This is a genomic window from Photorhabdus antumapuensis, from assembly GCF_020387775.1.
GTDB classification, from domain to species: Bacteria; Pseudomonadota; Gammaproteobacteria; order Enterobacterales; family Enterobacteriaceae; genus Photorhabdus; species Photorhabdus antumapuensis.
The window spans coordinates 133,679-157,449 of record NZ_JAHZMK010000027.1; the positions used below are offsets into that span (position 1 = coordinate 133,679).

28 protein-coding genes are annotated in these 23,771 nt (G+C 42.4%); 11 read left to right on the forward strand and 17 right to left on the reverse strand.

From position 1 onward, the window contains the following. Positions 1 to 110 precede the first annotated feature (110 nt). Positions 111 to 1,451 (forward strand): metalloprotease PmbA, encoded by a 1,341-nt coding sequence (gene pmbA, locus KZ793_RS12525; RefSeq protein WP_225815644.1) that lies wholly within the window; start codon positions 111 to 113, stop codon positions 1,449 to 1,451. 54 nt (positions 1,452 to 1,505) lie between these two features. On the opposite strand, the gene rnk is transcribed toward pmbA, so the two are convergent. The 12 genes from rnk to KZ793_RS12585 all read right to left on the reverse strand — a co-directional run bounded on the left by rnk (position 1,506) and on the right by KZ793_RS12585 (position 10,064). Then, positions 1,506 to 1,916, reverse strand: coding sequence for a nucleoside diphosphate kinase regulator (gene rnk, locus KZ793_RS12530; protein WP_112879249.1), 411 nt, complete (start codon positions 1,914 to 1,916; stop codon positions 1,506 to 1,508). Between the two features lie 188 nt (positions 1,917 to 2,104). Further along, a complete protein-coding gene (gene npr, locus KZ793_RS12535) occupies positions 2,105 to 2,377 on the reverse strand; it encodes a PTS phosphocarrier protein NPr (protein WP_011148174.1) in 273 nt (90 codons plus the stop codon). Continuing rightward, positions 2,377 to 3,228 (reverse strand): RNase adapter RapZ, encoded by an 852-nt coding sequence (rapZ, locus tag KZ793_RS12540; protein ID WP_225815645.1) that lies wholly within the window; start codon positions 3,226 to 3,228, stop codon positions 2,377 to 2,379. The genes npr and rapZ overlap by 1 nt, the downstream gene beginning before the upstream one ends. A gap of 74 nt (positions 3,229 to 3,302) precedes the next feature. Further along, on the reverse strand, positions 3,303 to 3,770 hold the full coding sequence (gene ptsN, locus KZ793_RS12545; RefSeq protein ID WP_225815646.1) for a PTS IIA-like nitrogen regulatory protein PtsN: 468 nt from the start codon (positions 3,768 to 3,770) through the stop codon (positions 3,303 to 3,305). A gap of 123 nt (positions 3,771 to 3,893) precedes the next feature. Beyond that, complete coding sequence (gene hpf / locus KZ793_RS12550) at positions 3,894 to 4,181, reverse strand: ribosome hibernation promoting factor (protein WP_118985592.1); 288 nt, start codon at positions 4,179 to 4,181, stop codon at positions 3,894 to 3,896. Positions 4,182 to 4,204: 23 nt separating this feature from the next. After that, on the reverse strand, positions 4,205 to 5,644 hold the full coding sequence (rpoN, locus tag KZ793_RS12555) for an RNA polymerase factor sigma-54 (protein ID WP_225815647.1): 1,440 nt from the start codon (positions 5,642 to 5,644) through the stop codon (positions 4,205 to 4,207). A gap of 27 nt (positions 5,645 to 5,671) precedes the next feature. Beyond that, on the reverse strand, positions 5,672 to 6,397 hold the full coding sequence (gene lptB, locus KZ793_RS12560) for an LPS export ABC transporter ATP-binding protein (protein ID WP_011148169.1): 726 nt from the start codon (positions 6,395 to 6,397) through the stop codon (positions 5,672 to 5,674). A gap of 6 nt (positions 6,398 to 6,403) precedes the next feature. Next, positions 6,404 to 6,937: a lipopolysaccharide ABC transporter substrate-binding protein LptA gene (gene lptA / locus KZ793_RS12565; protein WP_225815648.1), complete on the reverse strand. Its 534-nt coding sequence runs from the start codon at positions 6,935 to 6,937 to the stop codon at positions 6,404 to 6,406. After that, complete coding sequence (lptC, locus tag KZ793_RS12570) at positions 6,918 to 7,496, reverse strand: LPS export ABC transporter periplasmic protein LptC (RefSeq protein WP_225815649.1); 579 nt, start codon at positions 7,494 to 7,496, stop codon at positions 6,918 to 6,920. The genes lptA and lptC overlap by 20 nt, the downstream gene beginning before the upstream one ends. Before the next feature lie 20 nt (positions 7,497 to 7,516). After that, positions 7,517 to 8,080: a 3-deoxy-manno-octulosonate-8-phosphatase KdsC gene (gene kdsC / locus KZ793_RS12575; RefSeq protein WP_118985587.1), complete on the reverse strand. Its 564-nt coding sequence runs from the start codon at positions 8,078 to 8,080 to the stop codon at positions 7,517 to 7,519. A 17-nt stretch (positions 8,081 to 8,097) separates the two neighbouring features. After that, complete coding sequence (gene kdsD, locus KZ793_RS12580; RefSeq protein WP_225815650.1) at positions 8,098 to 9,066, reverse strand: arabinose-5-phosphate isomerase KdsD; 969 nt, start codon at positions 9,064 to 9,066, stop codon at positions 8,098 to 8,100. Positions 9,067 to 9,089: 23 nt separating this feature from the next. Beyond that, positions 9,090 to 10,064: a calcium/sodium antiporter gene (locus KZ793_RS12585; protein ID WP_225815651.1), complete on the reverse strand. Its 975-nt coding sequence runs from the start codon at positions 10,062 to 10,064 to the stop codon at positions 9,090 to 9,092. Positions 10,065 to 10,292: 228 nt separating this feature from the next. On the opposite strand from KZ793_RS12585, the gene mlaF reads away from it, so the two are divergent. The 7 genes from mlaF (at position 10,293) to murA (ending at position 15,074) form a co-directional block, all read left to right on the forward strand. Further along, complete coding sequence (gene mlaF, locus KZ793_RS12590; RefSeq protein ID WP_225815652.1) at positions 10,293 to 11,096, forward strand: phospholipid ABC transporter ATP-binding protein MlaF; 804 nt, start codon at positions 10,293 to 10,295, stop codon at positions 11,094 to 11,096. A 10-nt stretch (positions 11,097 to 11,106) separates the two neighbouring features. Continuing rightward, positions 11,107 to 11,889, forward strand: a complete 783-nt coding sequence (gene mlaE / locus KZ793_RS12595; protein WP_225815689.1) for a lipid asymmetry maintenance ABC transporter permease subunit MlaE — start codon at positions 11,107 to 11,109, stop codon at positions 11,887 to 11,889. Between the two features lie 4 nt (positions 11,890 to 11,893). Next, positions 11,894 to 12,400 (forward strand): outer membrane lipid asymmetry maintenance protein MlaD, encoded by a 507-nt coding sequence (gene mlaD / locus KZ793_RS12600; RefSeq protein ID WP_225815653.1) that lies wholly within the window; start codon positions 11,894 to 11,896, stop codon positions 12,398 to 12,400. Between the two features lie 33 nt (positions 12,401 to 12,433). Next, on the forward strand, positions 12,434 to 13,063 hold the full coding sequence (mlaC, locus tag KZ793_RS12605; RefSeq protein WP_225815654.1) for a phospholipid-binding protein MlaC: 630 nt from the start codon (positions 12,434 to 12,436) through the stop codon (positions 13,061 to 13,063). 1 nt (position 13,064) lies between these two features. Next, complete coding sequence (gene mlaB, locus KZ793_RS12610) at positions 13,065 to 13,358, forward strand: lipid asymmetry maintenance protein MlaB (RefSeq protein ID WP_225815655.1); 294 nt, start codon at positions 13,065 to 13,067, stop codon at positions 13,356 to 13,358. Between the two features lie 144 nt (positions 13,359 to 13,502). Further along, a complete protein-coding gene (ibaG, locus tag KZ793_RS12615) occupies positions 13,503 to 13,757 on the forward strand; it encodes a BolA family iron metabolism protein IbaG (RefSeq protein ID WP_118985580.1) in 255 nt (84 codons plus the stop codon). A gap of 51 nt (positions 13,758 to 13,808) precedes the next feature. Beyond that, positions 13,809 to 15,074 (forward strand): UDP-N-acetylglucosamine 1-carboxyvinyltransferase, encoded by a 1,266-nt coding sequence (murA, locus tag KZ793_RS12620; RefSeq protein WP_225815656.1) that lies wholly within the window; start codon positions 13,809 to 13,811, stop codon positions 15,072 to 15,074. A gap of 264 nt (positions 15,075 to 15,338) precedes the next feature. Here the strand turns inward: murA and KZ793_RS12625 are convergent, their stop codons facing one another. The 5 genes from KZ793_RS12625 to zapG all read right to left on the reverse strand — a co-directional run bounded on the left by KZ793_RS12625 (position 15,339) and on the right by zapG (position 21,249). Then, on the reverse strand, positions 15,339 to 15,659 hold the full coding sequence (locus tag KZ793_RS12625; protein ID WP_225815657.1) for a DUF7716 domain-containing protein: 321 nt from the start codon (positions 15,657 to 15,659) through the stop codon (positions 15,339 to 15,341). A 288-nt stretch (positions 15,660 to 15,947) separates the two neighbouring features. Then, the gene (gene degS, locus KZ793_RS12630; protein WP_225815658.1) at positions 15,948 to 17,006 is read right to left on the reverse strand and encodes an outer membrane-stress sensor serine endopeptidase DegS; all 1,059 of its coding nucleotides are present in this window, start codon (positions 17,004 to 17,006) and stop codon (positions 15,948 to 15,950) included. A gap of 1,878 nt (positions 17,007 to 18,884) precedes the next feature. Further along, positions 18,885 to 19,112, reverse strand: coding sequence for a type II toxin-antitoxin system VapB family antitoxin (vapB, locus tag KZ793_RS12635; RefSeq protein ID WP_225815659.1), 228 nt, complete (start codon positions 19,110 to 19,112; stop codon positions 18,885 to 18,887). Positions 19,113 to 19,230: 118 nt separating this feature from the next. Beyond that, positions 19,231 to 20,607 (reverse strand): serine endoprotease DegQ, encoded by a 1,377-nt coding sequence (gene degQ, locus KZ793_RS12640; protein ID WP_225815660.1) that lies wholly within the window; start codon positions 20,605 to 20,607, stop codon positions 19,231 to 19,233. Between the two features lie 237 nt (positions 20,608 to 20,844). Then, on the reverse strand, positions 20,845 to 21,249 hold the full coding sequence (gene zapG / locus KZ793_RS12645) for a Z-ring associated protein ZapG (protein WP_225815661.1): 405 nt from the start codon (positions 21,247 to 21,249) through the stop codon (positions 20,845 to 20,847). Between the two features lie 218 nt (positions 21,250 to 21,467). On the opposite strand from zapG, the gene zapE reads away from it, so the two are divergent. The 3 genes from zapE to rpsI all read left to right on the forward strand — a co-directional run bounded on the left by zapE (position 21,468) and on the right by rpsI (position 23,690). Further along, positions 21,468 to 22,598, forward strand: coding sequence for a cell division protein ZapE (gene zapE, locus KZ793_RS12650; RefSeq protein WP_225815662.1), 1,131 nt, complete (start codon positions 21,468 to 21,470; stop codon positions 22,596 to 22,598). A gap of 255 nt (positions 22,599 to 22,853) precedes the next feature. Then, positions 22,854 to 23,282: a 50S ribosomal protein L13 gene (gene rplM, locus KZ793_RS12655; protein WP_225815663.1), complete on the forward strand. Its 429-nt coding sequence runs from the start codon at positions 22,854 to 22,856 to the stop codon at positions 23,280 to 23,282. A 15-nt stretch (positions 23,283 to 23,297) separates the two neighbouring features. Beyond that, positions 23,298 to 23,690, forward strand: a complete 393-nt coding sequence (gene rpsI / locus KZ793_RS12660) for a 30S ribosomal protein S9 (RefSeq protein WP_011148146.1) — start codon at positions 23,298 to 23,300, stop codon at positions 23,688 to 23,690. Positions 23,691 to 23,771: the final 81 nt, after the last annotated feature.

A 23,771-nucleotide genomic window follows, 5' to 3' on the forward strand; every position in this document is an offset into this window, starting at 1 on the left:
TATTGTAACTGGGAAAAACGCCTGATTACCACTCGGCATTACTTTTGTGGATAAAATGGTTCTATTTTCCTGACAGATTTTCCCTTTATTCATCAAATTACGGGTAATTAATGAAAATCACTGATCAAATCGCGGAACAACGCAAACAACTGGAAAATGCAGTTTCACAGGCATTAGAACTGGCAACCGAAGGTTGTGATGCTGCGGAAGTTGCTGTTAATAAAACAACGGGTATTGGTGTCAGTACCCGCTTTGGTGAAATAGAAAATGTAGAATTTAATAGTGATGGTGCGCTAGGGATAACCGTATACCATCAGCAACGTAAAGGGAGTGCATCATCAACAGATTTAAGTCCGGATGCTATTGCCCGTACTGTCCAGGCTGCTATCGATATTGCCCGTTATACTTCTCAGGATCCCTGTGCTGGTCCGGCGGATAAAGAATTACTGGCGTTTGATGCGCCGGATCTTGATTTGTTCCACCCAACAGAATTGGATACTGATAAAGCAATTGAACTGGCTGCCCGTGCGGAACAAACGGCATTACAGGCAGATAAACGTATTACCAATACTGAGGGCGGTAGTTTTAACAGCCATTATGGTATCCGGGTGTTTGGCAACAGTCATGGTATGTTGCAAAGCTATTGCTCTAGTCGTCATTCGATGTCGAGTTGTGTGATTGCTGAATTTAATGGCGATATGGAACGGGATTATTCTTATACCATTAGTCGTCGTATTGAAGATTTAAAATCGCCGGAGTGGGTTGGACATGAGTGTGCTCGCCGTGTGTTATCCCGTTTATCTCCGCGTAAATTACCGACCATGAGGGCGCCTGTGCTGTTTGCTGCGGAAGTTGCAACGGGTCTTTTCGGACATTTGGTTGGTGCTATTAGTGGTAGCAGTATTTACCGTAAATCTTCTTTCCTGCTTGATCATTTGGGTAAACAAATCCTGCCATCATGGCTGACGATTGAAGAGCGCCCACATTTGCTGGCAGGGTTGGCATCTTCTCCATTTGATAGCGAAGGTGTGTGCACCAGTAACAGGGATATTATTAAAGATGGCGTATTACAGACCTGGCTTCTGACAAATTATTCTGCTCGTAAATTGGGAATGGCAAGTACAGGCCATGCTGGTGGGATCCATAACTGGTGCATTGCAGGGCAAGGTGAGGATTTTGCTGGTTTACTACGTCAGATGGGAACAGGATTAGTGGTTACTGAACTGATGGGGCAGGGTGTTAGTGCAGTAACCGGTGACTATTCCCGTGGTGCAGCCGGTTTCTGGGTAGAAAATGGTGAGATTCAGTATCCTGTCAGCGAGATTACTATTGCAGGCAATCTAAAGGATATGTGGGCCAATATGGTCACTATTGGGAATGATATTGAAACGCGTAGTAATATCCAGTGTGGTTCAGTCTTACTGCCGGAAATGAGTATCGCTGGTCAATAAGAGATACTCGTTTCCGATTACTTTAGTCAGCCCGGATCAAATGGGCTGGCTGAATTAACGGTGGAGCTCACCGGCAGCTTCTGGTTGGTAAAGCAATTCTAATACTTTGACTCGGGTTTCTTCGCCGTTTGGCAATTCCCAACTGATTTCGTCACCGATACGAAGGCCCAATAATGCAGCTCCCAGAGGAGCCATAACAGAAAGCTGGTCTGAACTGTCTTGCAGTGACGCTGGATAAACTAAAGTACGTACCCGCTCTTCATTGCTTGTCAGGTCAATAAAACGAACCCGGCTGTTCATCGTCACAACATCTGATGGAATTTCTGCTGGCGGTACAATCTCTGCACGATCCAGCTCCTCATTCAAAGCGTCAGCGATACTAGTATCTGCAAACGCTGGCTGTTCCAACAGGGAATCTAAACGTTCTGCGTCTAATTCGTTGATGATAATTGCTGGTTTAGTCATACCACACTCCAAATGGATTCCAATACAAAATAACACCCCGCACCATGAGGAGGGGGGTGTTATTTAAAATGATTAACCTGATAGTAGGCTGTTCTTACTGGAAAATAAAGAGATCATGATCACGAACTGTTTTGTGCTGCTAATGAAAACAGTGAAGGATATGATAATCCACAGGTGAGTGAGCGACGTTATTCTTCGTCAAATCCCGAATTAAATAGATCAATAATAGCTGCAAGAGCCTGTTCTTCATCTGGGCCACTGGCTTCAACTTCAATATAGCTGCCTTTTTCTGAATCCAGCATCAGCATAGCAATTACACTGCTGGCCTCGGCTTCAACATGGCTATCATTGCGTAAAATAACATGAGATTCAAAGAGCTGTACTAGATCATACAGTTTCATTGCTGGCCGGGCGTGCATTCCCAGCCGATTTTTGATTTCAAGTCTTTGCTTGACAGTCATTATTTTCGCTTTTCGAGAGTACGGTGGCGCGACTGTACGTTTTTTCCTCTGGAGCGAAAATAATCGGCCAACTGTTCTGCCACATAAACAGAACGGTGTTTACCGCCGGTACAGCCAATAGCCACGGTCAGATAGCTGCGGTTATTGGTTTCAAGCATAGGTAGCCAGAGTTCAAGATAACTGCGGGTTTGATAGATGAAGTTATGCACTTCCGTATGACGGTCGAGGAAAGCGGCTACGGGGCGATCAAGACCGGTCATTGGCCGTAATTTGGGGTCCCAGTGTGGGTTTGGCAGGAAACGTACGTCAAAAACATAGTCGGCATCAATTGGAATGCCATGTTTGAAGCCGAAAGATTCAAAGACCATTGTCAACTCACGTTCCCGTTTGCCTAGCAGACGCGTTCTTAGCATCTCAGCCAATTCATGGACTGACATTTCGGAGGTGTCGATAATCAGGTCAGCTCTTGAACGAAGGGGCTCCAGCAGATCACTTTCTTGATCAATCGCGCTTTCCAGAGAAAGATTTTTGCTTGATAGCGGATGCAGACGGCGGGTGTCGCTATAACGGCGGATCAACGTATTACGTTCAGCATCAAGGAATAGTAATTGCGGTGAGAAACTCGCTGGTAGTTTAGTCAGGGCTTCTTCGAAAATCTCAGGTGATTCCGGCATGTTTCTTACATCAATACTAACCGCAGCAGAAATATCGCGGTCAGCTAGCGTATTTGCTAATTCCGGTAGTAATACTACCGGCAAGTTGTCTACACAATAAAAACCCATATCTTCCAGTGCGCGTAAGGCAACGGATTTACCTGAACCGGAACGGCCACTGACTATCATCAGCACCATGAGGCGACTCCCCTTAATTTCTTAGTGGTTATTATGAGCCACTCTTATCTATTGCTATCCATGCATTGCAACAGTTATTCAGTGATAATTGCGTATAGTTCTTCATCACTTTGTGCCGATCTTAAACGACGGCAGAGATTTTTATCTGCAAGACGTTTGGCAATCAATGACAATGTGTGTAGGTGTGTTTGGCATTGATCGTTTGGAACCAGTAAAGCAAACAGCAAATCGACTGGTTGATTATCAATGGCATCGAAAGCAATAGGTTGTTTCAGATTTAGGAAAACGCCAACCGCTTGATTTGAGCTTTCTTCATCCAGCTTACCGTGAGGGATAGCAATACCACTGCCAATTCCGGTAGTACCTACTTTTTCTCGGGTTAATATTGCTTCGAATACGACATTTTCTGGTAACTTAAGCTGCTTAGATGCTAGCTCACTGATAATCTCTAAAGCCCGTTTTTTGCTCGAACAATGTACATTATTACGCGTACATGCGAGGGAAAGCACAGAGCTTAGTAGTAAATCTGCTTGATTATTCATTTTCCTATTCACTTAGGTGCTTATTGATACAGGATGCCGTAGGTTATCTGTGGCACCCTGTATTTGCACACTGTTTTACAGCAAAACTCCGCTGTTGTTACTACATTCTTTGTTAAATAACTGTCAATGATGTCTCAGTTTGTCTTTATGTTTGGTTAATTGACGCGCTAGTTTATCGACCAGTCCATCAATTGCTGCATACATATCTTCATGTTCTGATGATGCGTGCAACTCACCTCCGTTAATGTGTACAGTAGCTTCGGCGATTTGTTGTACCTTTTCCACTCGGAGGATTACCTGAGTCAGGTTGATCCTATCGAAATATTGATCCAGTTTGCTGCATTTTGCAGTGATAATCTCGCGTAATGCATCAGTAATTTCAATATTGTGGCCGGTTATTTTGAGTTGCATATTGTCTTCCTTCTCTGTTCATTTCAAACCAGACGCTTACGTTGGCTTGATGGCGGAATGGATAACGACTCTCGATATTTTGCGACAGTCCGTCGGGCAACCATGATGCCTTGATCGGCTAGTATGCTCGTCAGTTTGCTGTCACTTAATGGTTTGGCGGGGTTTTCCGCTGCTACCAGTTTTTTCACCAAAGCCCGTATTGCAGTTGAAGAGGCTTCGCCTCCACTTTCTGTATTGACATGACTGGAGAAAAAATACTTCAATTCAAAAATACCACGTGGGCTGTGCAGGAATTTCTGGGTAGTCACCCTGGAAATGGTGGATTCATGCATATCAACTTGGAAAGCAATGTCTGCCAAAACCATAGGTTTCATATATTCTTCACCATGTTCAAAAAATTCCTGTTGCTGCTCTACAATGCAGCGCGTAACTTTCAGCAGAGTATCATTTCGGCTTTCCAGGCTTTTGATAAGCCACTTGGCCTCTTGTAGATTATTGCGGATAAACTGACTGTCACTTTCATTGCGCGTATGTTGCCCAAGCTCTGCATAATGCTGATTAATGTGTAAACGGGGGATACTATCTGTATTCAATTCTACTTGCCAGTGTTCACTCTCTTTTCGAACCAGTACATCGGGGATGACATATTCTGATTCGCCGGTGTTTATTGCCAGGCCAGGCTTCGGTTCAAGTGACTGGATTAAATTTATGGCCTCTTTCAGTGTATCTTCTTTCAAGCGACTCAGGCGGATTAAATTGCGGAAATCCCGATGACCTAATAGCTCCAGATATTCGCAAGCGATCAGTTTTGCCTCTTCCAGATAAGGTGTTTCTGGCGGAAACATGGATAGCTGGACTAGTAGACAATCTTTTAGATCACGAGCGGCGACACCGATAGGATCGAAATGTTGTACCTGTTTTAGCACGGCTTCCACTTCTTCCAGAGTGAGTTGATCGTCTCCAATGCTGGCAAGGATATCTTCTAATGGTACAGTGAGATAGCCAGTGTCATCTACGGCATCAATGATTGATGTTGCAATTGCTGCATCTGTTTCCGTGAAAGGAGTGAGTTCTGCCTGCCACATCAAATAGTCTTGCAGGGTTTGAACGGTTTCACCTTGGTAAAGTGGCAGTTCGTCGTCGTTATAGTCGTTGCGTGTCCCGGAAGGTGTGCCAGCGGTGTAAATTTCATCCCAACTGGCATCCAGGGGTAACTCATCTGGCATATCCTTTTGTTGCAAGGCATCAAGCGTATCCATAGCTTCCGTTTCGTTATCGGGAAGTTCCTGATTGCTGATTTCTTGATGATCTTCATCCTGTTCAAGCAAAGGGTTCGCTTCTAACGCTTGCTGTATCTCCTGTTGAAGTTCAAGCGTAGAAAGTTGCAACAAACGAATAGCTTGTTGGAGCTGTGGTGTCATAGCCAGTTGCTGACTAAGCCTGAGTTGCAAACTTTGCTTCATAGCGTTAAATCAATTCTCCTGGCCAAATTAGAGCCGGAAACCTTCGCCTAAATAAACGCGCTTCACCTGTTCATTATTAAGAATATCATTAGGTGTGCCGTGAGCAATCAGATGCCCTTGGCTGACAATATAAGCACGTTCGCATACATCCAATGTTTCACGGACATTGTGGTCTGTGATAAGGACCCCGAGCCCATAATCTCTCAAATGCTGAATGATTTTTTTGATATCGATGACTGAGATCGGATCTACGCCGGCGAAGGGCTCATCCAGCAAAATAAATTTCGGATTAGCTGCCAGTGCTCTGGCAATTTCTACGCGGCGACGTTCACCCCCGGAAAGTGATTGACCAAGATTGTCACGTAGGTGGCTGATATGGAACTCTTCCATCAGCTCTTCGGCACGCTCTTTTCGTTGTTCTTGAGTCAGATCCTGGCGGATTTCCAATACCGCCATCAGGTTGTCGAAGACGCTTAGACGGCGGAAAATAGACGCTTCCTGAGGCAAATAACCGATACCACGGCGTGCCCGTTCATGAAGTGGCAGTAGGCTGATATCTTCATTATCAATGGTAATTGTCCCGGTATCCCGTGAAACGATACCGACGACCATATAGAAAGTCGTCGTTTTCCCTGCACCGTTCGGACCAAGCAGGCCGACAATTTCGCCGGAGTTCACGTTTAGGCTGACATTTTCAACGACCTTACGGCCTTTGTAAGCTTTTGCCAGATTTTCTGCGTTTAGTATTGCCATATATCGTTATTTACTCTTGTTGTTAGCCCCAGGGCTTTCTTCTTGTAATTGAGAAGGGAGTAGGACGGTTGTCACTCGTTTACCTTTGTCACTAAACGCTTCCATCTGCTGAGTTGGGACTAGATAGGTGATACGATCACCTTTTATATTGCTGTCTAACTGTTCCAAATAGGCATTGCCAGTGAGTGTAACCAGCTCTTTATCCATTTCGTAACGCATTTTGGAACCGCGGCCCTTGATTGGTTTGCCATTGTCCTGTAGTTGATAGAAGGTTACCGGATTACCAAATGCTTCAATAACCATTTTCTTAGAATCGCCATCTGGGCGAGTCACAACAACTTTGTCAGCGCGGATATCAATAGAACCCTGTTTAACGATCACATCTTCTGTAAATGTGGCAGTGTTCCCTGTCATGTCAAGGGCTTGTTTAACAGAATCGATAGAAATGGGTTTCTGTGTGTCATCTTTCAGTGCCATAGCGGGAAGAGTGACTGCAAAGATAGCACTGGCAATAAAAGCATTACGGATTCTGTTTTTCATGTTGGATTTCATAGTAGGTGTTAACCTTTTCAATCAGTTCAGCGGTTTTGTTTCGCAGGTTGCCACGCATTTTCATACCGACAGATTTTAGCCCGACACCAATCAGTGTGACCTGATCGTCGGATGAAACATCCTGAGTGACCAGGTTGATGATAGCGTTCTCTGTAGTAATACGTTGTAATTGTGATGTATTAGTCAGACTGTCAACCTGTACGTCTCCGTAAAGATAGAGCATTTTGTCATTAGTCAGTTTGGCTTTGTTAGCACGAACTGTCCATGTAGCAATGGCATTTGAGTCATAAGTAATTAATACCGGTTTGGTAAACCAGGTAATTTTTGACTCTGCATAATTCTGGACATCATCAGCGACCAATTTATACGTCAATTTCCCCGTAGGGTCATAAACAAAAGTTATGGCTTCCTGACTTTGATAGGTTGGCTGACTGTTATCTGTAGCAGAAGATGATTTAGTCTCATCTGAATCAGACAAGTTCCAGCCCATTAACGCCAGGATGATTAATACCAGAGTTATCACCAACCAGGATTTGATTCTATCCATTTTCGTTTCACTTCAACCTACTATATTGATAATCCTTTGGATTCTTCTAGCTTATTCTGAGCGAAAAGCACCAAATCACAAAGTTCCCTTACCGCACCGTGTCCCCCTGCAATTTGGGTGACATAATGCGCTTTTGGTAAGAGTAATGGATGTGCATCTGCCACAGCGACAGATAAACCTACTTGTTCCATGACCGGCCAATCAATCAGATCATCACCGATGTAAGCAACCTGTTCTGGTCTTAATCCCAGTTTATCTAACAATTCTTTGTACGCCAAAACCTTATCACTTTGTCCTTGGTAAAGATGTGTAATACCTAAGGTATTTGCTCGATCTTCCAGCAATTTTGCTTTACGGCCGGTAATAATAGCGACTTCGATTCCTGAAGTAATTAAGCAGCGAATTCCGTAACCATCTCGAACATTAAATGTTTTTAATTCTTCACCGTTATTGCCCATATAGATCCGACCATCGGACATAACACCGTCAACATCGCAAATCAGCAAGCGGATTTTACAGGCTTTTTCAATAACGTCTTTATTAACTGGACCATAACAGGTGTCCAAATAAACTAATTGGCTCATTAAGGCATTTTCTCCGGTTACACCACACCAGCTTGTAGCAGGTCATGCATATGTAATACACCAAGTAATTTATTTTCCTCTGCGACCAACAAGGAAGTGATATGGTGTGATTGCATTAAGTTCAATGCATCAACTGCAAGGGCATTCGGTTTGATGCGGATACCACCTGTTGTCATAACATCTGAAATTTTGACATTGTACAAATCGACGCCCATATCAAACACTCGCCGTAAGTCACCATCAGTAAAAATACCATCAATATACATATTTTCATCGCAAATGACGGTCATACCCAGTTTTTGTCGGGTGATTTCGAGCAGAGCTTCGCGTAAGGAAGCGTCGCGATTAACCTTTGGAATATCATTGCCTGTATTCATCAAATCACTCACCAGTAGCAGAAGTTTGCGTCCAAGAGTGCCGCCTGGATGTGATAGTGCGAAATCTTCAGCGGTAAAGCCGCGTGCCTGGAGCAATGCAACCGCTAAAGCATCACCCATAACCAGTGTTGCAGTGGTACTGGTTGTAGGAGCTAAACCTAGCGGACAGGCTTCCTGTGGGATTTTGATACACAAGTGGATATCGGCGGCTTTTCCCATATTACTGTTGCAATTGTTAGTCATGCAGATAAGCGGAATTTTTTGGCGTTTTAATGCGGGAATCAGCGACAAAATTTCACTGGATTCACCCGAATTTGAGATAGCTAAAACAATGTCTTTAGGTGTGATCATGCCGAGGTCGCCGTGGCTGGCTTCTCCCGGATGAACGAAAAAGGATGGTGTACCGGTGCTGGCGAAAGTGGCAGCAATTTTACACCCGATATGGCCGGATTTGCCCATCCCCATGACAATCACTTTACCTTCGCAGTTGAACATCAGTTCACAGGTACGGTCAAAATCTCCGTTTATATGTTGTTCAAGTTCTGTTAATCCATCACGTTCTATGTGTAATACTTTTTTACCCGTTTGCTGAAAATCAATCTTAGGCATTTCTTTTTCCTACTCATTCGTGTTTATTCAATGCTGTAATTGGAAATAAACAGTACGATAAAATAAGCGATAAAGCAGCTTAATAACAAGACACCTTTAAATCGGTTTAATCGGTGTTTACGACCCAGACAAAATGCAGTAAATATTATGCTGGCTACCATCATTACCCAAAAGTCACGATGGAAAGATTCAGGTGAAATGGCTGCTGGTGAGAGTAATGCGGGAAGGCCCAAAACAATTGATATATTGAATATATTCGAACCTATAATATTCCCGAATGCAATGTCATCTTCGCCTTTGAACGCGGCGGCAATAGAGGTTGCTAATTCTGGCAGGCTGGTACCGACCGCAAGTACAGTAAGCCCTATAACTAATTCACTGATGCCATAAATGCGGGCAATAACAGTTGCATTATCAATAACCATACGAGTTGCCATAGGTAAAATAAGTAACCCTAATAGAATCCAAAGTAGGGCAATGTGTTTATTGCCTTCGACTGGTAATTCGGCAGCCTGTTCTTGCGTATAAATATCCGCTTCGGCGCGGCGCGGGAGAGCAACCATTTTTATCATCAGTAAGATATACACTATGGCGGAAGCGAGTAATACCAACCCATCCATCCGGTTGAGGTAGTGATCACTCATCAAATAACCACAAAAGGCGGTGAGCAGTAGCATCAACAGCAGTTCCTGCCGCAGGATATCTGATTTTACTTCCATCGGGCGAATAAATGCAGCAGCACCGGTTATTAGTAGCAGATTAGTAATGTTGGAGCCAATAACATTACCCACAGCCATATCAGGTTGACTATCTAGCATTGCAGTAACTGAAACCATTAATTCGGGTAGAGAAGTTCCAATGCCAACAATGGTAATACCAATAATAAAGGGAGGCAGCCCCAGAGTACGGGCAAAAATTGCAGCACCATATACTAATCTATCGGAACCATATACCAGTAAAATCAACCCGGTAATGAGAAGTGAAAAGGTCAGAAGCATGAAGCATCCCTTGTAAGGTATATTCCGAATTAATGTTAACGCTGGTTGATTTTCTAAACAAAAATTGTCTGCCCAGTTAGATGGGGTATATTCTGACGGCGGCGGATAGAAAAGTAAAATTTGTCATCACATTAATGGCGAAAATTCTCCAGTTTTTTTGTAGTATATATGATTAATATATGAACCAAATATTAAAGCCAATTTATTAACCGTTAAGGGCTATCAATAATGAACCAACAGACAGCAAATCTCATCGAGATCCGTGGTATGTATTTTACCCGTGGTAACCGTTTGATTTTTGCTGATATTAATTTAGTTGTGCCTAGAGGAAAAGTCACTGCAATTATGGGGCCTTCTGGGATAGGGAAAACAACACTATTACGATTGATTGGCGGTCAGTTACGTCCTGAGCGCGGAGAAATCTGGTTTGATGGCGACAATATTCCTGTTTTATCCCGTTCTCACTTGTATGCTGCTCGCAAGAAGATGAGTATGCTGTTTCAATCTGGGGCATTATTCACTGATCTCAGTGTCTTTGAGAACGTTGCTTTTCCGCTGCGTGAACATACGAATCTGCCTGAAGAAATTATACAGACCACGGTAATGATGAAATTAGAGGCCGTAGGGTTACGTGGTGCCGCGAATTTGATGCCTTCTGAACTTTCCGGTGGTATGGCCAGGCGTGCAGCTCTAGCGCGTGCCATTGCACTTGATCCTGATCTGATTATGTTTGATGAGCCTTTTGTTGGCCAGGACCCGATTACGATGGGGGTTTTGGTGAAGTTGATTGATGAACTGAATAAGGCACTTGGCGTTACCTGTGTGGTTGTTTCCCACGATGTACCGGAAGTTCTGAGCATTGCAGACTACGCTTATATTATTGCTGAACAACAGATTATTGCTGAGGGTACTGCTCAGCAGTTGCACTCTAATTCTGATAGACGAGTACGGCAATTTCTTGATGGTATTGCTGACGGGCCGGTACCTTTCCGTTTCCCGGCTGGGGATTATAAAACTGAGTTATTAGGATAATGGGATGTTAATGTTAACACAGGTGCTGGTGGCACTTGGCCGACGGGCCATTGAGGTATTTGCCTCTTTTGGTCGTGCAGGTTTTATGCTTTTCCTCGCGATAATTGGCAAGCCAGAACCCGCCAGACAATGGCCGTTACTCCGACAGCAGCTTTACAGCGTGGGTGTTCGGTCATTATTGATTATTATCGTTTCAGGGCTGTTTATTGGCATGGTGCTTGGCCTACAGGGGTATCTGGTTCTGACAACATATAGCGCAGAAGCCAGTCTTGGTATGATGGTGGCGATATCTCTGTTGCGTGAATTGGGGCCGGTGGTTACTGCACTATTGTTTGCTGGTCGAGCAGGATCAGCCCTGACCGCAGAAATTGGTTTGATGAAAGCCACGGAGCAAATTTCCAGCCTGGAGATGATGGCGGTAGATCCATTACGGCGTGTGATAGCACCCCGTTTCTGGGCCGGGTTTATCAGTATGCCGCTATTATCCTTGATTTTTGTGGCGGTAGGTATTTGGGGCGGTGCGATGGTTGGTGTTGATTGGAAGGGGATTGACAGTGGCTTCTTCTGGTCTTCAATGCAGTCTGCTATCGAGTGGCAGAAAGATTTACTTAATTGTTTTATTAAAAGTGTCATTTTCGCCATTACTGTGACTTGGATTGCCTTATTCAATGGTTATGATGCGATTCCTACTTCGGAAGGGATCAGCCGAGCAACGACCAGAACGGTGGTTCATGCGTCGCTAGCCGTTTTAGGTTTGGATTTTGTGCTGACAGCACTCATGTTTGGGAACTAAGCCAATGCAAAGCAAGAAAAGTGAAATTTGGGTTGGATTTTTTGTCTTGATTGCACTGGCTGCAATCGTCTTTTTATGCCTAAAAGTGGCAGACATTAAATCGGTAGGCAACCAGCCAACTTACCGTCTGTACGCAACTTTTGACAATATTGGTGGTCTGAAAGTGCGTTCACCGGTAAAAATTGGTGGTGTGGTGATTGGTCGTGTTGCAACTATCTCTCTTGATGAAAAAACTTATACGCCGCAAGTGGCACTGGATATTATGAAGCAATATGACCATATCCCTGATACCAGTTCTCTTTCCATCCGTACTTCTGGCCTATTAGGTGAACAATATATTGCCCTGAATATAGGGTTTGAAGATCCCGACATGGACACCCGTATTCTGAAAGAGGGTGACCGCGTACAGGATACCAAATCAGCAATGGTACTTGAGGATCTTATCGGCCAGTTCTTGTATAAGAGTGGTGATAATGTCCAAAGTGGGGCAGAGCATCCATCGACACCCTAGCCAGCAACTGAATATCATTAAGAGGAACCAATTATGTTGAAGAGATTATTAATGGTGGTGCTGCTGGTTGTTGCGCCATTAGCGAGCGCAGTTGATCAGACGAATCCTTATAAGTTGATGCAGGATGCGGCGGAAAAGACTTTTACTCGTTTGAAAAACAGCCAATCACAAATTCGTCAAAATCCAGATTATCTGCGTAAAGTGGTGAAAGAGGAACTACTGCCTTATGTCCATATCAAATACGCAGGGGCATTGGTTCTGGGGAAATACTATAAAGATACGACTCCAGAGCAGCGTAAGGCTTATTTTGTTGCATTTGAATCCTATCTTGAGCAGGCTTATGGGCAGGCTTTGGCAATGTATCATAATCAAACTTACCAGATTGACCCTGAAAAGCCGTTGGGAGACAGTAATGTTATTGCTATTCGTGTCACGATTATCGACACGAATGGCCGTCCTCCAGTCCGTCTTGATTTCCAGTGGCGCAAAAACAGCAAAACGGGTTACTGGCAGGCATTTGATATGATTGCAGAAGGCGTCAGTATGATTACGACTAAACAAAGTGAATGGGCTTCTATCTTGCGTCAGCAAGGTATTGATGGCTTAACTAAGCAGCTTGAAATCAGTGCTCGTCAGCCAATTACTCTGGAAGAGAAAAAGTGAGATGGGTGAGAGTTTGAGTTGGGAAAAAGTAGAGCAAACATTGATCCTCAAAGGTATTTTGGATCGCGACACTTTGCTTCCTCTCTGGCAGCAAAAAGAAAAGTTAATGGCCGATATCGACTGTATCAATGTGTCACAGCTTGAATATGTGGATTCTACCGGGTTGGCTCTTTTAGTTCGTTTTAAGCATCATATGCAAAAGAGAGGGGATAAATTGCGCTTTTCTGGCATTGATGAACGGCTTAACACCCTGATTACGCTCTATGATCTGCAAGAAATTATCATTGATAGCTAACCGATAATCTCATTAATTATCTGTATAATCAGCGCCCTTGTAAGCAGAAATGTTACAAGGGCGTTTTCACAGTTTAAGAATAAGCAGGATTCTATTAGGATAGATGGCTGTCTATTATTTCTAACTACAGAACATTGAGCAATTATGGATACTAATGAGATTAAGCAAGTGCTGATGGATAAATTAGCACTGGATGAAGTCATCGTTAACGGAGATGGCAGCCATTTCCAGGTTATTGCGGTGGGTGAAATGTTTGCCGGTATGAGCCGGGTGAAACAGCAGCAAGCCGTTTATGCGCCTTTGATGGAATACATTGCTGATAATCGTATTCATGCCCTATCAATCAAAGCCTACACACCGGATGATTGGAAACGAGATCGTAAACTCAACGGTTTTTAATGTTGTTTGCCTCGCCGCGAGCAGCAAATCATATAAAGAGAGTAGTCACAGATGGATAAATTTCGTGTGAAGGGGCCCACTCGTCTGTCGGGTGAGGTTACTATTTCCGGGGCAAAAAATGCTGCACTGCCAATCCTGTTCGCCGCGTTGTTGGCTGAAGAGCCTGTTGAGTTGCAAAATGTTCCAGAATTGAAAGATATTGATACCACTATCAAATTATTGAATCGCCTTGGGACCAAAGTTGAACGTAATGGTTCTGTCTTTGTGGATGCTCGCAGTGTGAATCAATATTGTGCGCCTTACGAGCTAGTGAAAACCATGCGTGCATCTATTTGGGCGTTAGGTCCTTTGGTAGCGCGTTTTGGTCAGGGGCAAGTTTCTTTGCCGGGTGGTTGTGCGATTGGCGCCCGTCCAGTTGATCTGCATATCAGTGGGTTGGAACAACTCGGTGCTGAAATTGTGCTGGAAGAAGGCTACGTTAAGGCTTCCGTTAATGGGCGTCTGAAAGGGGCGTGCATTGTGATGGATAAAGTCAGCGTTGGGGCGACAGTCACGATTATGACTGCGGCAACGTTGGCAGAAGGGACAACCGTTATTGAGAATGCAGCACGTGAACCTGAAATCGAAGATACGGCTAATTTTCTTAATACCTTGGGAGCAAAAATCACAGGTGCAGGCACTGACCATATCATCATTGAAGGTGTAGAACGTCTTGGTGGTGGTGTACACCGTGTATTACCCGATCGGATTGAAACTGGAACATTTCTTGTTGCGGCAGCGATATCCGGTGGCAAGGTGGTTTGCCGTCATGCTCAGCCTGATACGTTGGATGCCGTATTGGCTAAATTGCGTGAGGCGGGAGCTGATATTGAAATGGGTAAAGATTGGATAAGCCTTGATATGCACGGTAAACGTCCTAAAGCTGTGACATTACGTACTGCTCCGCATCCGGGTTTTCCGACCGATATGCAGGCACAGTTCAGCTTACTGAATTTGGTTGCTGAAGGGGCTGGTATGATTACCGAAACTATTTTCGAAAACCGTTTCATGCATATCCCTGAATTAATTCGTATGGGGGCTCATGCGGAAATTGAAAGTAATACCGTGCTTTGTCATGGTGTTAAGAAATTATCCAGTGCTCAGGTCATGGCGACGGATTTACGCGCATCGGCAAGTTTGGTTCTGGCGGGTTGTATTGCCGAAGGAGTAACGGTTGTTGACCGTATTTATCATATTGACCGGGGTTATGAACATATCGAAGATAAGTTGCGTGGACTTGGCGCAAACATTGAACGAGTGAAATCAACGGGGAAGTAATTTTGTTTTCTTATTGTTGGAAACAAGAAGCACTATAGTTTTAGCAAAGTAAGTAATGATGGGTAGAAGAAGTAACAGTGTATTTATAAGGTACACAACTCAGATCGAGAAGGTACTGATGTGTTACTACAATTTACTCATCTCATCGCTTACGATTAAGGATGCCATCGGTAAGTTCCAGTCGGCACTGGCTTACTGTGGGTATGCGCCAAGATAGATCATAAGAAGGCCGGAAGATCACGCGGATCTTTCCGGCTTTTATAATTAAAACTCTATAAAAGCATCATTTTCAAAATAAAAAATAAATGCTTTCAATAGATCATCAAGAGATGGATTGTCTAACTGGGCCTTAGTATTAGCTACTACTTCTTCAATTGCTCCTCCATCTAAAACTTCAATCCACCCGTTTTCTTTTACCTGTTTAGGTAAATAATCATCAGAATCAGGTGGAAAATCAGCACTACTTAGAGAAAAAACTCCTTCTGTTTTTAACGTCCAATTATTTTGATCTGGAGGTAAGCAAAACCACTCGCTGGAATTATTTTCTGGGGTCGATAACACATCAGCAATAGAAACTAACTTCATAAACTACCTCATTATTTATAGTCCACCACAGTTGCTGATAGTCTTATTGATAACCTGTATTGAACAGGCAACATCGGGGATATTCCATTGCTGTTAAGATAACTGAACTGATTAAGTAGTTTTATTTGTTTAATATATAATCAAGAACATATAACAAAAAATTCATGTTGTCCCGCCTGTTTGTGTGATTAACATTTGATTAACTTAATAAATGTGACATAAATCCCAAATTTTTTTAATCAGTTGCGCTCACCAAAAATCCAATTTCAGTGAAGCTCAGATACCGTCTCAGTCATTAAACTCTTCAACGGTCACTTGTAGCGATAATATTTTCCCATTGCGCAATAAAGTGACAGGAATAACGCTGCCGGGGCGTATTTCAGCTACTTGATCCATTGTTTCAACCGCAGAAATAGCAGGTTTATTATTGACACTGGTAATGATATCACCCACTTTAATATCGGCTTTTTGCGCTGGCCCGTTTGCAGTCACCTGAAATACTCGTAGCCCTTGAAGCTGGTTAATATTGCCGTTAGAAGAGCGAATATGTGGAAGTTCCTGTGACGTTATGCCGATAAAACCCCGGATAACCCGTCCGTCACGGATAAGTTTCTGCATAATCTTGGTGGCGAGTTCAGTCGGAATAGCAAAGCCTAACCCTTCTGGGGTTTCACCATTTTCACTTTTATCGAATGATAATGTATTGATACCCACCAGTTCACCAAGGGTGTTAATCAATGCACCGCCAGAGTTACCTTGATTAATGGAAGCATCGGTCTGGAGAAAGTTTTGGCGGCGGGTAGGGCTCAATCCGACGCGACCAGTAGCGCTAATAATTCCTTGAGTAATGGTTTGCCCCAAGTTGTAAGGGTTACCAATGGCTAAAACGACATCTCCCACATGAGCCACTCTATTTGGATTGATAGTAATGACAGGCAGGTTTTCGGCATCAATTTTCAGGACGGCAAGATCCGTTAAGCTGTCAGAGCCTATGACCAGGGCTTCATAAAAATGACCATCTTGCAGTGCAACAATAATTTGTCCTGCATTATTAATGACGTGTTTATTCGTAAGAATGTAGCCTTTATCACTCATAATGACGCCAGAACCAAGGGTATGGTTTTCCCGGCCTTGATGAGAAAAACTCCCCATGTTGCTGCTGTAGACATTAACCACGGCAGGCGCTGCTCTACGGACACCTTTATTAAAGCTGAATGGGACTTCGTCATTATTGTTGCTGGTAATTGCAGATATCAGCCCGCTAGGGCGCAGTGATGGAATGGTAATCAGTAAAATTACAGCTACAAGTAATCCTAAAAAAGCAGAGCGCAGCAACTTGGCAATCATGGGTATTATTCAATGTGAGTTAATGAGTCATTGCAGGATAACATAGAAATTAACAGACACCGCATTATGCTGTATCTCGGATTGCTGACTTTTAGCGCTTCGATTATCACTATTGAGTTTTCATTAATAATAAAACGAAAAAATTTGTACTGATGATTTACATGGGTATTAAACTCTTTTTTATCGCATTTTGCTACAATCAGTGGGATTTTAACGCTATTTTTACTGTCTTTAACTTTTCGTTTTAGTGCTTTTTATTTACTTCGTAACGTTGAGATTCACTCAGATTAAATCATGTGGGTTGTTGTTTTTTATGTGATCTGAAAGCAAGGAATGACAGAAACTTTCATTCATTCAGGTAAGATGAGATACGCTTTATCTGAATATGATAAAGCAGTAGTTAAAAAGCTGTTTATGGTCTGTCAGTGTAGTTTTAAAATCTGGAAAAAATAGTCAGCATATTATGAAAAAGCAGGTAAGACCTTTAATCATTAAAGGTAAAAATAAGTGATTAAGGCTTTTTAAAAACGGGTAAAAATTCGATGCTATACTGACATTGGAAGAGAAAACATCAGGAAAAACTGGTCTTGAATTGATTAACAAAGTGATAGCGTTAACCCGATAATGAGAATAAAAATATTTAATAGGATTAACCGCACTAAGCTAGTTTTCTTAAATAAAAGATTTTACATGGTCTGTAAGAAGCTTACGAAATACCAGAGACAATCATTAAATAGAAATGGTAACCTTTTAGGTTAGCTAGATTAGCAGTATTAAAAATGATTAAATAAGTAGGAATTGATCCTAATATTACTAGCATATCTGTTATCAGCTCTGGTTTTAAAACTAAAGAATTAAATACAGGAAAAAGATAAAACCTAATAATCGGTTTAATGGAAAAGAGAAAATTAAATATTTGTCAGTAAATGAAAAAACATTAGCTTTATAAAAGCTGCTTAATGAAAATCATCTATTGGATGCATTTTTGATTAAAAAAACAGGGAAACTCTAAAAATGAGAATCGTTTTACAGGTTCCATCTTTTTAATATGGTTAACTTTCTATTTTTACTTGTATTTCTCGTTTTTAGCAATCGTAGGCGATTTTTTATCGGGCTAAGAGTTAAAAAGTAGATATCCTATTAATGCCAGTTTTTTAAAAAGTACAGAGTGAATAAAGGTGGTCTATTCCTTACTATGATCATTTAAAAGTGAGTATACAGAGAAATTAGAGATTTTATATAAAATGAGAAGGCAGGTTTAACTCAATAGATGCACTTTTTATAAGGGCAGTCAAATAAGATTCCAAAATAGTGTTACGTCTTATACCACTAACAACTCTATATATAACAATGGGTTGAATAGGGCTGTGTGTGGTAGAATTATAAAGCGTTATTTAATTACATTTAATCAAATGCTATTAACCATTAACAGAGAGTTGAAAAGAAATCAGCAGGTAAAGGAATATTATTCAGAATGTTGATATTAAAGTGTTTTCAACCGTTATTTTACTGAGCAAGTTATAAATATGATGCAATAAAAAGAGGGATAAAACAGTTAATGTGGTTGGATTTAAGTTCTAAACAGAGAGCTTATTATCTGAAAAAATATAAAGGGGTATCTTTAACGTCATCAGGTTATTTATTGACATAATTTATGTGGATAAAGTAAAGGGTGATAGCTTATAGAAATCTCTCAGGATTAAGAGTAAACAACATCAGCAAAGATAAAAATCAGGTATGATTAACGCTTGTTAAATGTAAAATACGATATGCCATGATGATTAGACCTAATAAAATCAGGTTTTAAGAGTGGTAAAAAAAACGGTTAAAGCCTGATGCCGATTAAAATCAGAGGTTAAAACAATGGCCTATATTTTTTCATAACTTAACGCGTTCTTTTTCCATAATGTCCAGCCGTTCGGTTAAAAAGTCAGAGCCAGCTTTTTCTTGCTGTAAAAAAGAATTCCAACTGGGTTTAACTGGTCGCAGAATAATGATATCGCCTTCACGAATAATCTCCAATTCATTCACTCCCTCGAAATCGAGGTCGCGAGGTAAACGTACAACCCGGTTATTGCCGTTTTTAAATACTACTACGGTTCTCATATTGAGTCCTCCAGAAAAACTGATTTACAAGACCACCTATCGTGGGGGATATCAGTGAGTTAAGACACAGCATTACACTGTGCCTTAAATGGAATTAGATCGATTTTTACTAAAAGTATTAATTTCTTAGTAACAGATAGATACTCTCTTCTCCGCGAAGAATGTTCAGCGCTATAACTGGAGGTTTAGAATCAATAACTTTGCGCAGTTCATTAATATTCTGTACCCGTTCATTATTGATCCCGACAATCAGGTCATTTTTCTGTAAGCCAGACATCGCCGCCGGTGAATTTTGGGTGACACTATCGATTTTCACACCGTAAGTCCCTTTCACTTCACCATTGCTCAGGGTTGCACCTTGCAGGGCAAGGGTCAGATTTCCCGCTTTAGTTGTTTGGCCTTCACTGTTTTCCAGCGTAACAGAAACCTCCATTGGCTTACCTTTACGCAATAAGCCAATTTTAACTTCTTTACCTGGTATCGTTGTGCCGATTTTGGCTTTCAGTTCAGCAAAGCTATTAATCTTCTTGCCGTCAACGGAAACTAAAATATCGCCGGATTTAATACCTGCTTTCGCTGCTGCGGATTTTGGTAATACTTCACTGACAAATGCTCCGCGTTGGGCATCAATATTGAATGCCTTGGCAATATCGGCGTTCATTTCAGTACCTTTGATACCGAGAATACCGCGTTTGACTTCACCGTGAGCGATAAGCTGCTCGCTCAGGGTTTTTGCCATATTACTTGGGATAGCAAAGCCGATACCGATGTTACCGCCGCCTGGAGCCAGAATTGCTGTGTTGATACCAATCAACTCGCCATTCAAATTAACCAGTGCACCACCGGAGTTACCTCGGTTTATAGAGGCATCGGTTTGGATAAAATTTTCCAACCCTTCCAGATTCAGACCGCTGCGTCCTAACGCCGAGATAATTCCCGAGGTTGCAGTTTGACCAAGACCGAATGGATTACCCACCGCGACAGCAAAATCACCAACCCGGAGCTTATCGGAATCGGCTATTGTAATTGCCGTTAAATTCTTGGCATCTTTCAGTTGCAGCAAGGCGATGTCAGTTTGAGCGTCGCGACCTAACAGTTTAGCTTCATATTCACGTCCATCATTCAATTGGACACGGATTTTATCCGCATTCTCAATAACGTGATTGTTGGTCAATATATAACCTTTGGCAGCGTCAATGATGACACCTGAGCCAAGCCCTTGAAATGGGCGGGTACTTTCACGGCCCATTGGCAGATTTGGACCAAAGAAGAACCTGAACTCTTCCGGTATACTCTGCTCCTGTTGTACCTGAGTACCGGAAACATGCACGCTGACAACCGCTGGCAGGACTTTTTCAAGCATCGGTGCAAGGCTTGGCAACTCCTGACCAGCAATAGCAGCAGGCAAAGCAGCATTGCTAATCATAGGGACGGAAATTGCAGACAACCCGATACTGATTGCTAATGCACTAAGGAATAAGTGTTTTCTTTTCATCTAATTTTGTTCTCTTGTATACCTAAGCCAGAAGGCTAATTAAGTTAATTCTGGCAAGCTGCCATGATTACTCTATGACTGTTAATTATTAAATAAAGTTCATCGGGCAAACAGATTTAGCATGATTCTTTACAGGTATTTACATGATTGAAAAACAAAAAAACAAAACTTGTAGGTAGATAATAGATTTTACATTTGAATTAATGTTGTGGCACAAGATGTGCCACAGCAGGGTATTTACTGGTTTTTTTCGTTCATCGGACGAAACAGGCCGGAAGCACCATCGGAATAATCTCTTGGTGGCATTTTAACCGGAGATTGATCATTATCCGCTTCTGATTCAGTCAATCTATAATTAAATGGATTTTCTTGTGCTGGCATATTCGGCATCAGTTCATGAGAGCTTTTAGCCATATGCTGATATAACTGACGATAATCGCGAGCCATATTGTCGAGTAATTCTGCACTACGGGCAAAATGACCAACTAATTCTTTACGGTATTCTTCCAGTTCTGATTTATTATTCTCCAGTTCAGTTTGTAAGGCTTTCTGCTGGCGCAGCTTGGTGTTACCAAAACGCATAACTAGCGCTCCGATAGCAAAACCAGCCACCAATCCAATCAGTGCATACTCCCAAGTCATAGCTACTCCTTCATCGACATCGTTGTTCCGCAGAATGTTTCACTTAATTATCGTCACTATAACCGTTAATCTAGTTAGAGTGGAATATTGATCATGATTTACATTTGCTTGTAGATCTTATTGTGGACCTTATTGTAGACAATTGATCCGGTAATAAGGTCAATCTGAATCATAAAAACGATAAAAAACGGGCGATTATTTTAAGGATTGTTATTGTCATGCCATCATTGATTACCCCTTCATCATGCTATCAAGAAGCCCTTTCTAAGGGTAAATACCAACCAGATGATGTTCAGCGTCAAGTTGTAGCTCAATTGGATACCATTCACAATGCTCTGATTAATGTTTCTTCCGGCAATCCCGCGAGGCGACAAAGCTTGAAAGGGCGTCTGAGTAAACTGTTAGGAAAGCAGGCTTCAATGAGCTGTGCACCTGTGCAAGGGCTTTATATGTGGGGAGGCGTTGGTCGAGGGAAAACGTGGTTAATGGATATGTTTTACCAGAGTTTACCCGGTGAAAGAAAATTACGTTTGCATTTCCATCGTTTTATGCTGCGGGTGCATGAAGAATTAAAGGCATTACAAGGGCATGAAAATCCGCTGGATATTGTGGCGGATGGTTTTAAAGCGGAAACAGATGTGCTTTGCTTTGATGAATTTTTCGTCTCCGATATTACTGATGCCATGATTCTTGGTACATTGTTGGAAGCGCTGTTTGTCAGAAGGATTACCTTGATTGCAACGTCAAATATTCCTCCTGATGAACTCTATCGCAATGGTTTACAGCGAGCTCGCTTTTTGTCGGCGATTGAGCAGATCAAAAAATATTGTGACGTTATGAATGTGGACTCGGGTATTGACTATCGGTTACGCACGTTGACACAAGCTCATCTCTATTTCACACCGCTGAATGAAGATAATGAACGAGCGATGGATCAAATGTTTATTCTTTTGGCCGGTAACAGCAGTGAACAAGCCTCTGTATTGGAAATTAACCATCGGCGGATGCCGGCAATTCGTAATGCTGATGGTGTATTGGCAATTGGATTTAAAGTCTTGTGTGAAGATGCGCGTAGTCAGATGGATTACATTGTTTTATCAAAACTTTATCACACTGTTTTGTTATATCAGGTTCCAGCGATAATGTCGGGTAATGAAAATGCTGCTCGTCGTTTTCTGGCGCTGGTTGATGAATTCTACGAGCGTCGGGTAAAACTGATAATTAATGCCGCGGTACCGATGGAACAGATTTACCAAGGGGTGTTGTTGGTTTTCGAATACCAGCGTTGCTTATCCCGTTTGCAAGAGATGCAAAGTGAAGAGTACCTGAAATTACCTCATTTACCTTAAGTTTGAGTTCGCTTATATATTTCAGACTGAAAACTGATTTTAAATATTCAAATGGGGGTCGATTTTTATTTTTGACTTCTCTATAATCTTGCGACCCCACGTTACAGCAATGTTTTTTTCCCAAAAACTTGCATATAGTGCCGGCATAGGCTATTCGAAGGGGTAGGTTTGCTGGACAAGAGTCGTGTGAACCTCGGCAAGTTTCTGAACCTTGAGTGTTCACCAACGTGTAACTTATTTATTGGGTAAGCTTTAATGAAAACTTTTACAGCTAAACCAGAAACCGTAAAACGCGACTGGTATGTTGTTGATGCAGATGGCAAAACTTTAGGCCGTCTTGCAACTGAAGTGGCTCGTCGTCTGCGCGGCAAGCATAAAGCGGAATACACTCCGCATGTTGATACCGGTGATTACATCATCATCGTTAATGCAGAAAAAGTTGCAGTCACCGGCAACAAGCGTTCTGATAAAATCTACTATCACCACACCGGTCATATCGGTGGTATTAAGCAAGCGACCTTTGAAGAGATGATTGCCCGCCGTCCTGAGCGTGTAATTGAAATCGCGGTTAAAGGCATGCTGCCAAAAGGGCCACTGGGCCGTGCAATGTACCGTAAACTGAAAGTTTATGCAGGTAACGAGCACAACCATGCGGCACAGCAACCGCAAGTTCTGGACATTTAATCGGGATTATAGGCAATGGCTGAAAATCAATACTACGGCACTGGTCGCCGCAAAAGCTCTTCCGCACGTGTCTTTATTAAGCCAGGTAGCGGTAATATCGTCATCAACAAACGCAGCCTTGAAGTTTACTTCGGCCGTGAAACAGCGCGCATGGTTGTTCGTCAGCCGCTGGAGTTGGTTGATATGTTAGGTAAACTGGACCTGTACATCACCGTTAAAGGTGGTGGTATTTCTGGTCAAGCGGGTGCAATCCGTCACGGTATCACCCGCGCACTGATGGCGTATGACGAAACTCTGCGTTCTGATCTTCGTAAAGCTGGCTTCGTTACCCGCGATGCTCGTGAAGTTGAACGTAAGAAAGTTGGTCTGCGTAAAGCACGTCGTCGTCCACAGTTCTCCAAACGTTAATTTTTTGTCTTTATGGCAATTATTTAATGTGCAAACCCGTCTTTGTGGCGGGTTTTTTACTTAATTATCCATACACTTCCC

Excerpts from the sequence above, each read along its gene's own strand:
- pmbA (WP_225815644.1), top strand. The coding sequence starts at position 111 with ATGAAAATCACTGATCAAATCGCGGAACAACGCAAACAACTGGAAAAT.
- rnk (WP_112879249.1), bottom strand. The coding sequence starts at position 1,916 with ATGACTAAACCAGCAATTATCATCAACGAATTAGACGCAGAACGTTTA.
- npr (WP_011148174.1), bottom strand. The coding sequence starts at position 2,377 with ATGACTGTCAAGCAAAGACTTGAAATCAAAAATCGGCTGGGAATGCAC.
- rapZ (WP_225815645.1), bottom strand. The coding sequence starts at position 3,228 with ATGGTGCTGATGATAGTCAGTGGCCGTTCCGGTTCAGGTAAATCCGTT.
- ptsN (WP_225815646.1), bottom strand. The coding sequence starts at position 3,770 with ATGAATAATCAAGCAGATTTACTACTAAGCTCTGTGCTTTCCCTCGCA.
- hpf (WP_118985592.1), bottom strand. The coding sequence starts at position 4,181 with ATGCAACTCAAAATAACCGGCCACAATATTGAAATTACTGATGCATTA.
- rpoN (WP_225815647.1), bottom strand. The coding sequence starts at position 5,644 with ATGAAGCAAAGTTTGCAACTCAGGCTTAGTCAGCAACTGGCTATGACA.
- lptB (WP_011148169.1), bottom strand. The coding sequence starts at position 6,397 with ATGGCAATACTAAACGCAGAAAATCTGGCAAAAGCTTACAAAGGCCGT.
- lptA (WP_225815648.1), bottom strand. The coding sequence starts at position 6,937 with ATGAAAAACAGAATCCGTAATGCTTTTATTGCCAGTGCTATCTTTGCA.
- lptC (WP_225815649.1), bottom strand. The coding sequence starts at position 7,496 with ATGGATAGAATCAAATCCTGGTTGGTGATAACTCTGGTATTAATCATC.
- kdsC (WP_118985587.1), bottom strand. The coding sequence starts at position 8,080 with ATGAGCCAATTAGTTTATTTGGACACCTGTTATGGTCCAGTTAATAAA.
- kdsD (WP_225815650.1), bottom strand. The coding sequence starts at position 9,066 with ATGCCTAAGATTGATTTTCAGCAAACGGGTAAAAAAGTATTACACATA.
- KZ793_RS12585 (WP_225815651.1), bottom strand. The coding sequence starts at position 10,064 with ATGCTTCTGACCTTTTCACTTCTCATTACCGGGTTGATTTTACTGGTA.
- mlaF (WP_225815652.1), top strand. The coding sequence starts at position 10,293 with ATGAACCAACAGACAGCAAATCTCATCGAGATCCGTGGTATGTATTTT.
- mlaE (WP_225815689.1), top strand. The coding sequence starts at position 11,107 with ATGTTAACACAGGTGCTGGTGGCACTTGGCCGACGGGCCATTGAGGTA.
- mlaD (WP_225815653.1), top strand. The coding sequence starts at position 11,894 with ATGCAAAGCAAGAAAAGTGAAATTTGGGTTGGATTTTTTGTCTTGATT.
- mlaC (WP_225815654.1), top strand. The coding sequence starts at position 12,434 with ATGTTGAAGAGATTATTAATGGTGGTGCTGCTGGTTGTTGCGCCATTA.
- mlaB (WP_225815655.1), top strand. The coding sequence starts at position 13,065 with ATGGGTGAGAGTTTGAGTTGGGAAAAAGTAGAGCAAACATTGATCCTC.
- ibaG (WP_118985580.1), top strand. The coding sequence starts at position 13,503 with ATGGATACTAATGAGATTAAGCAAGTGCTGATGGATAAATTAGCACTG.
- murA (WP_225815656.1), top strand. The coding sequence starts at position 13,809 with ATGGATAAATTTCGTGTGAAGGGGCCCACTCGTCTGTCGGGTGAGGTT.
- KZ793_RS12625 (WP_225815657.1), bottom strand. The coding sequence starts at position 15,659 with ATGAAGTTAGTTTCTATTGCTGATGTGTTATCGACCCCAGAAAATAAT.
- degS (WP_225815658.1), bottom strand. The coding sequence starts at position 17,006 with ATGATTGCCAAGTTGCTGCGCTCTGCTTTTTTAGGATTACTTGTAGCT.
- vapB (WP_225815659.1), bottom strand. The coding sequence starts at position 19,112 with ATGAGAACCGTAGTAGTATTTAAAAACGGCAATAACCGGGTTGTACGT.
- degQ (WP_225815660.1), bottom strand. The coding sequence starts at position 20,607 with ATGAAAAGAAAACACTTATTCCTTAGTGCATTAGCAATCAGTATCGGG.
- zapG (WP_225815661.1), bottom strand. The coding sequence starts at position 21,249 with ATGACTTGGGAGTATGCACTGATTGGATTGGTGGCTGGTTTTGCTATC.
- zapE (WP_225815662.1), top strand. The coding sequence starts at position 21,468 with ATGCCATCATTGATTACCCCTTCATCATGCTATCAAGAAGCCCTTTCT.
- rplM (WP_225815663.1), top strand. The coding sequence starts at position 22,854 with ATGAAAACTTTTACAGCTAAACCAGAAACCGTAAAACGCGACTGGTAT.
- rpsI (WP_011148146.1), top strand. The coding sequence starts at position 23,298 with ATGGCTGAAAATCAATACTACGGCACTGGTCGCCGCAAAAGCTCTTCC.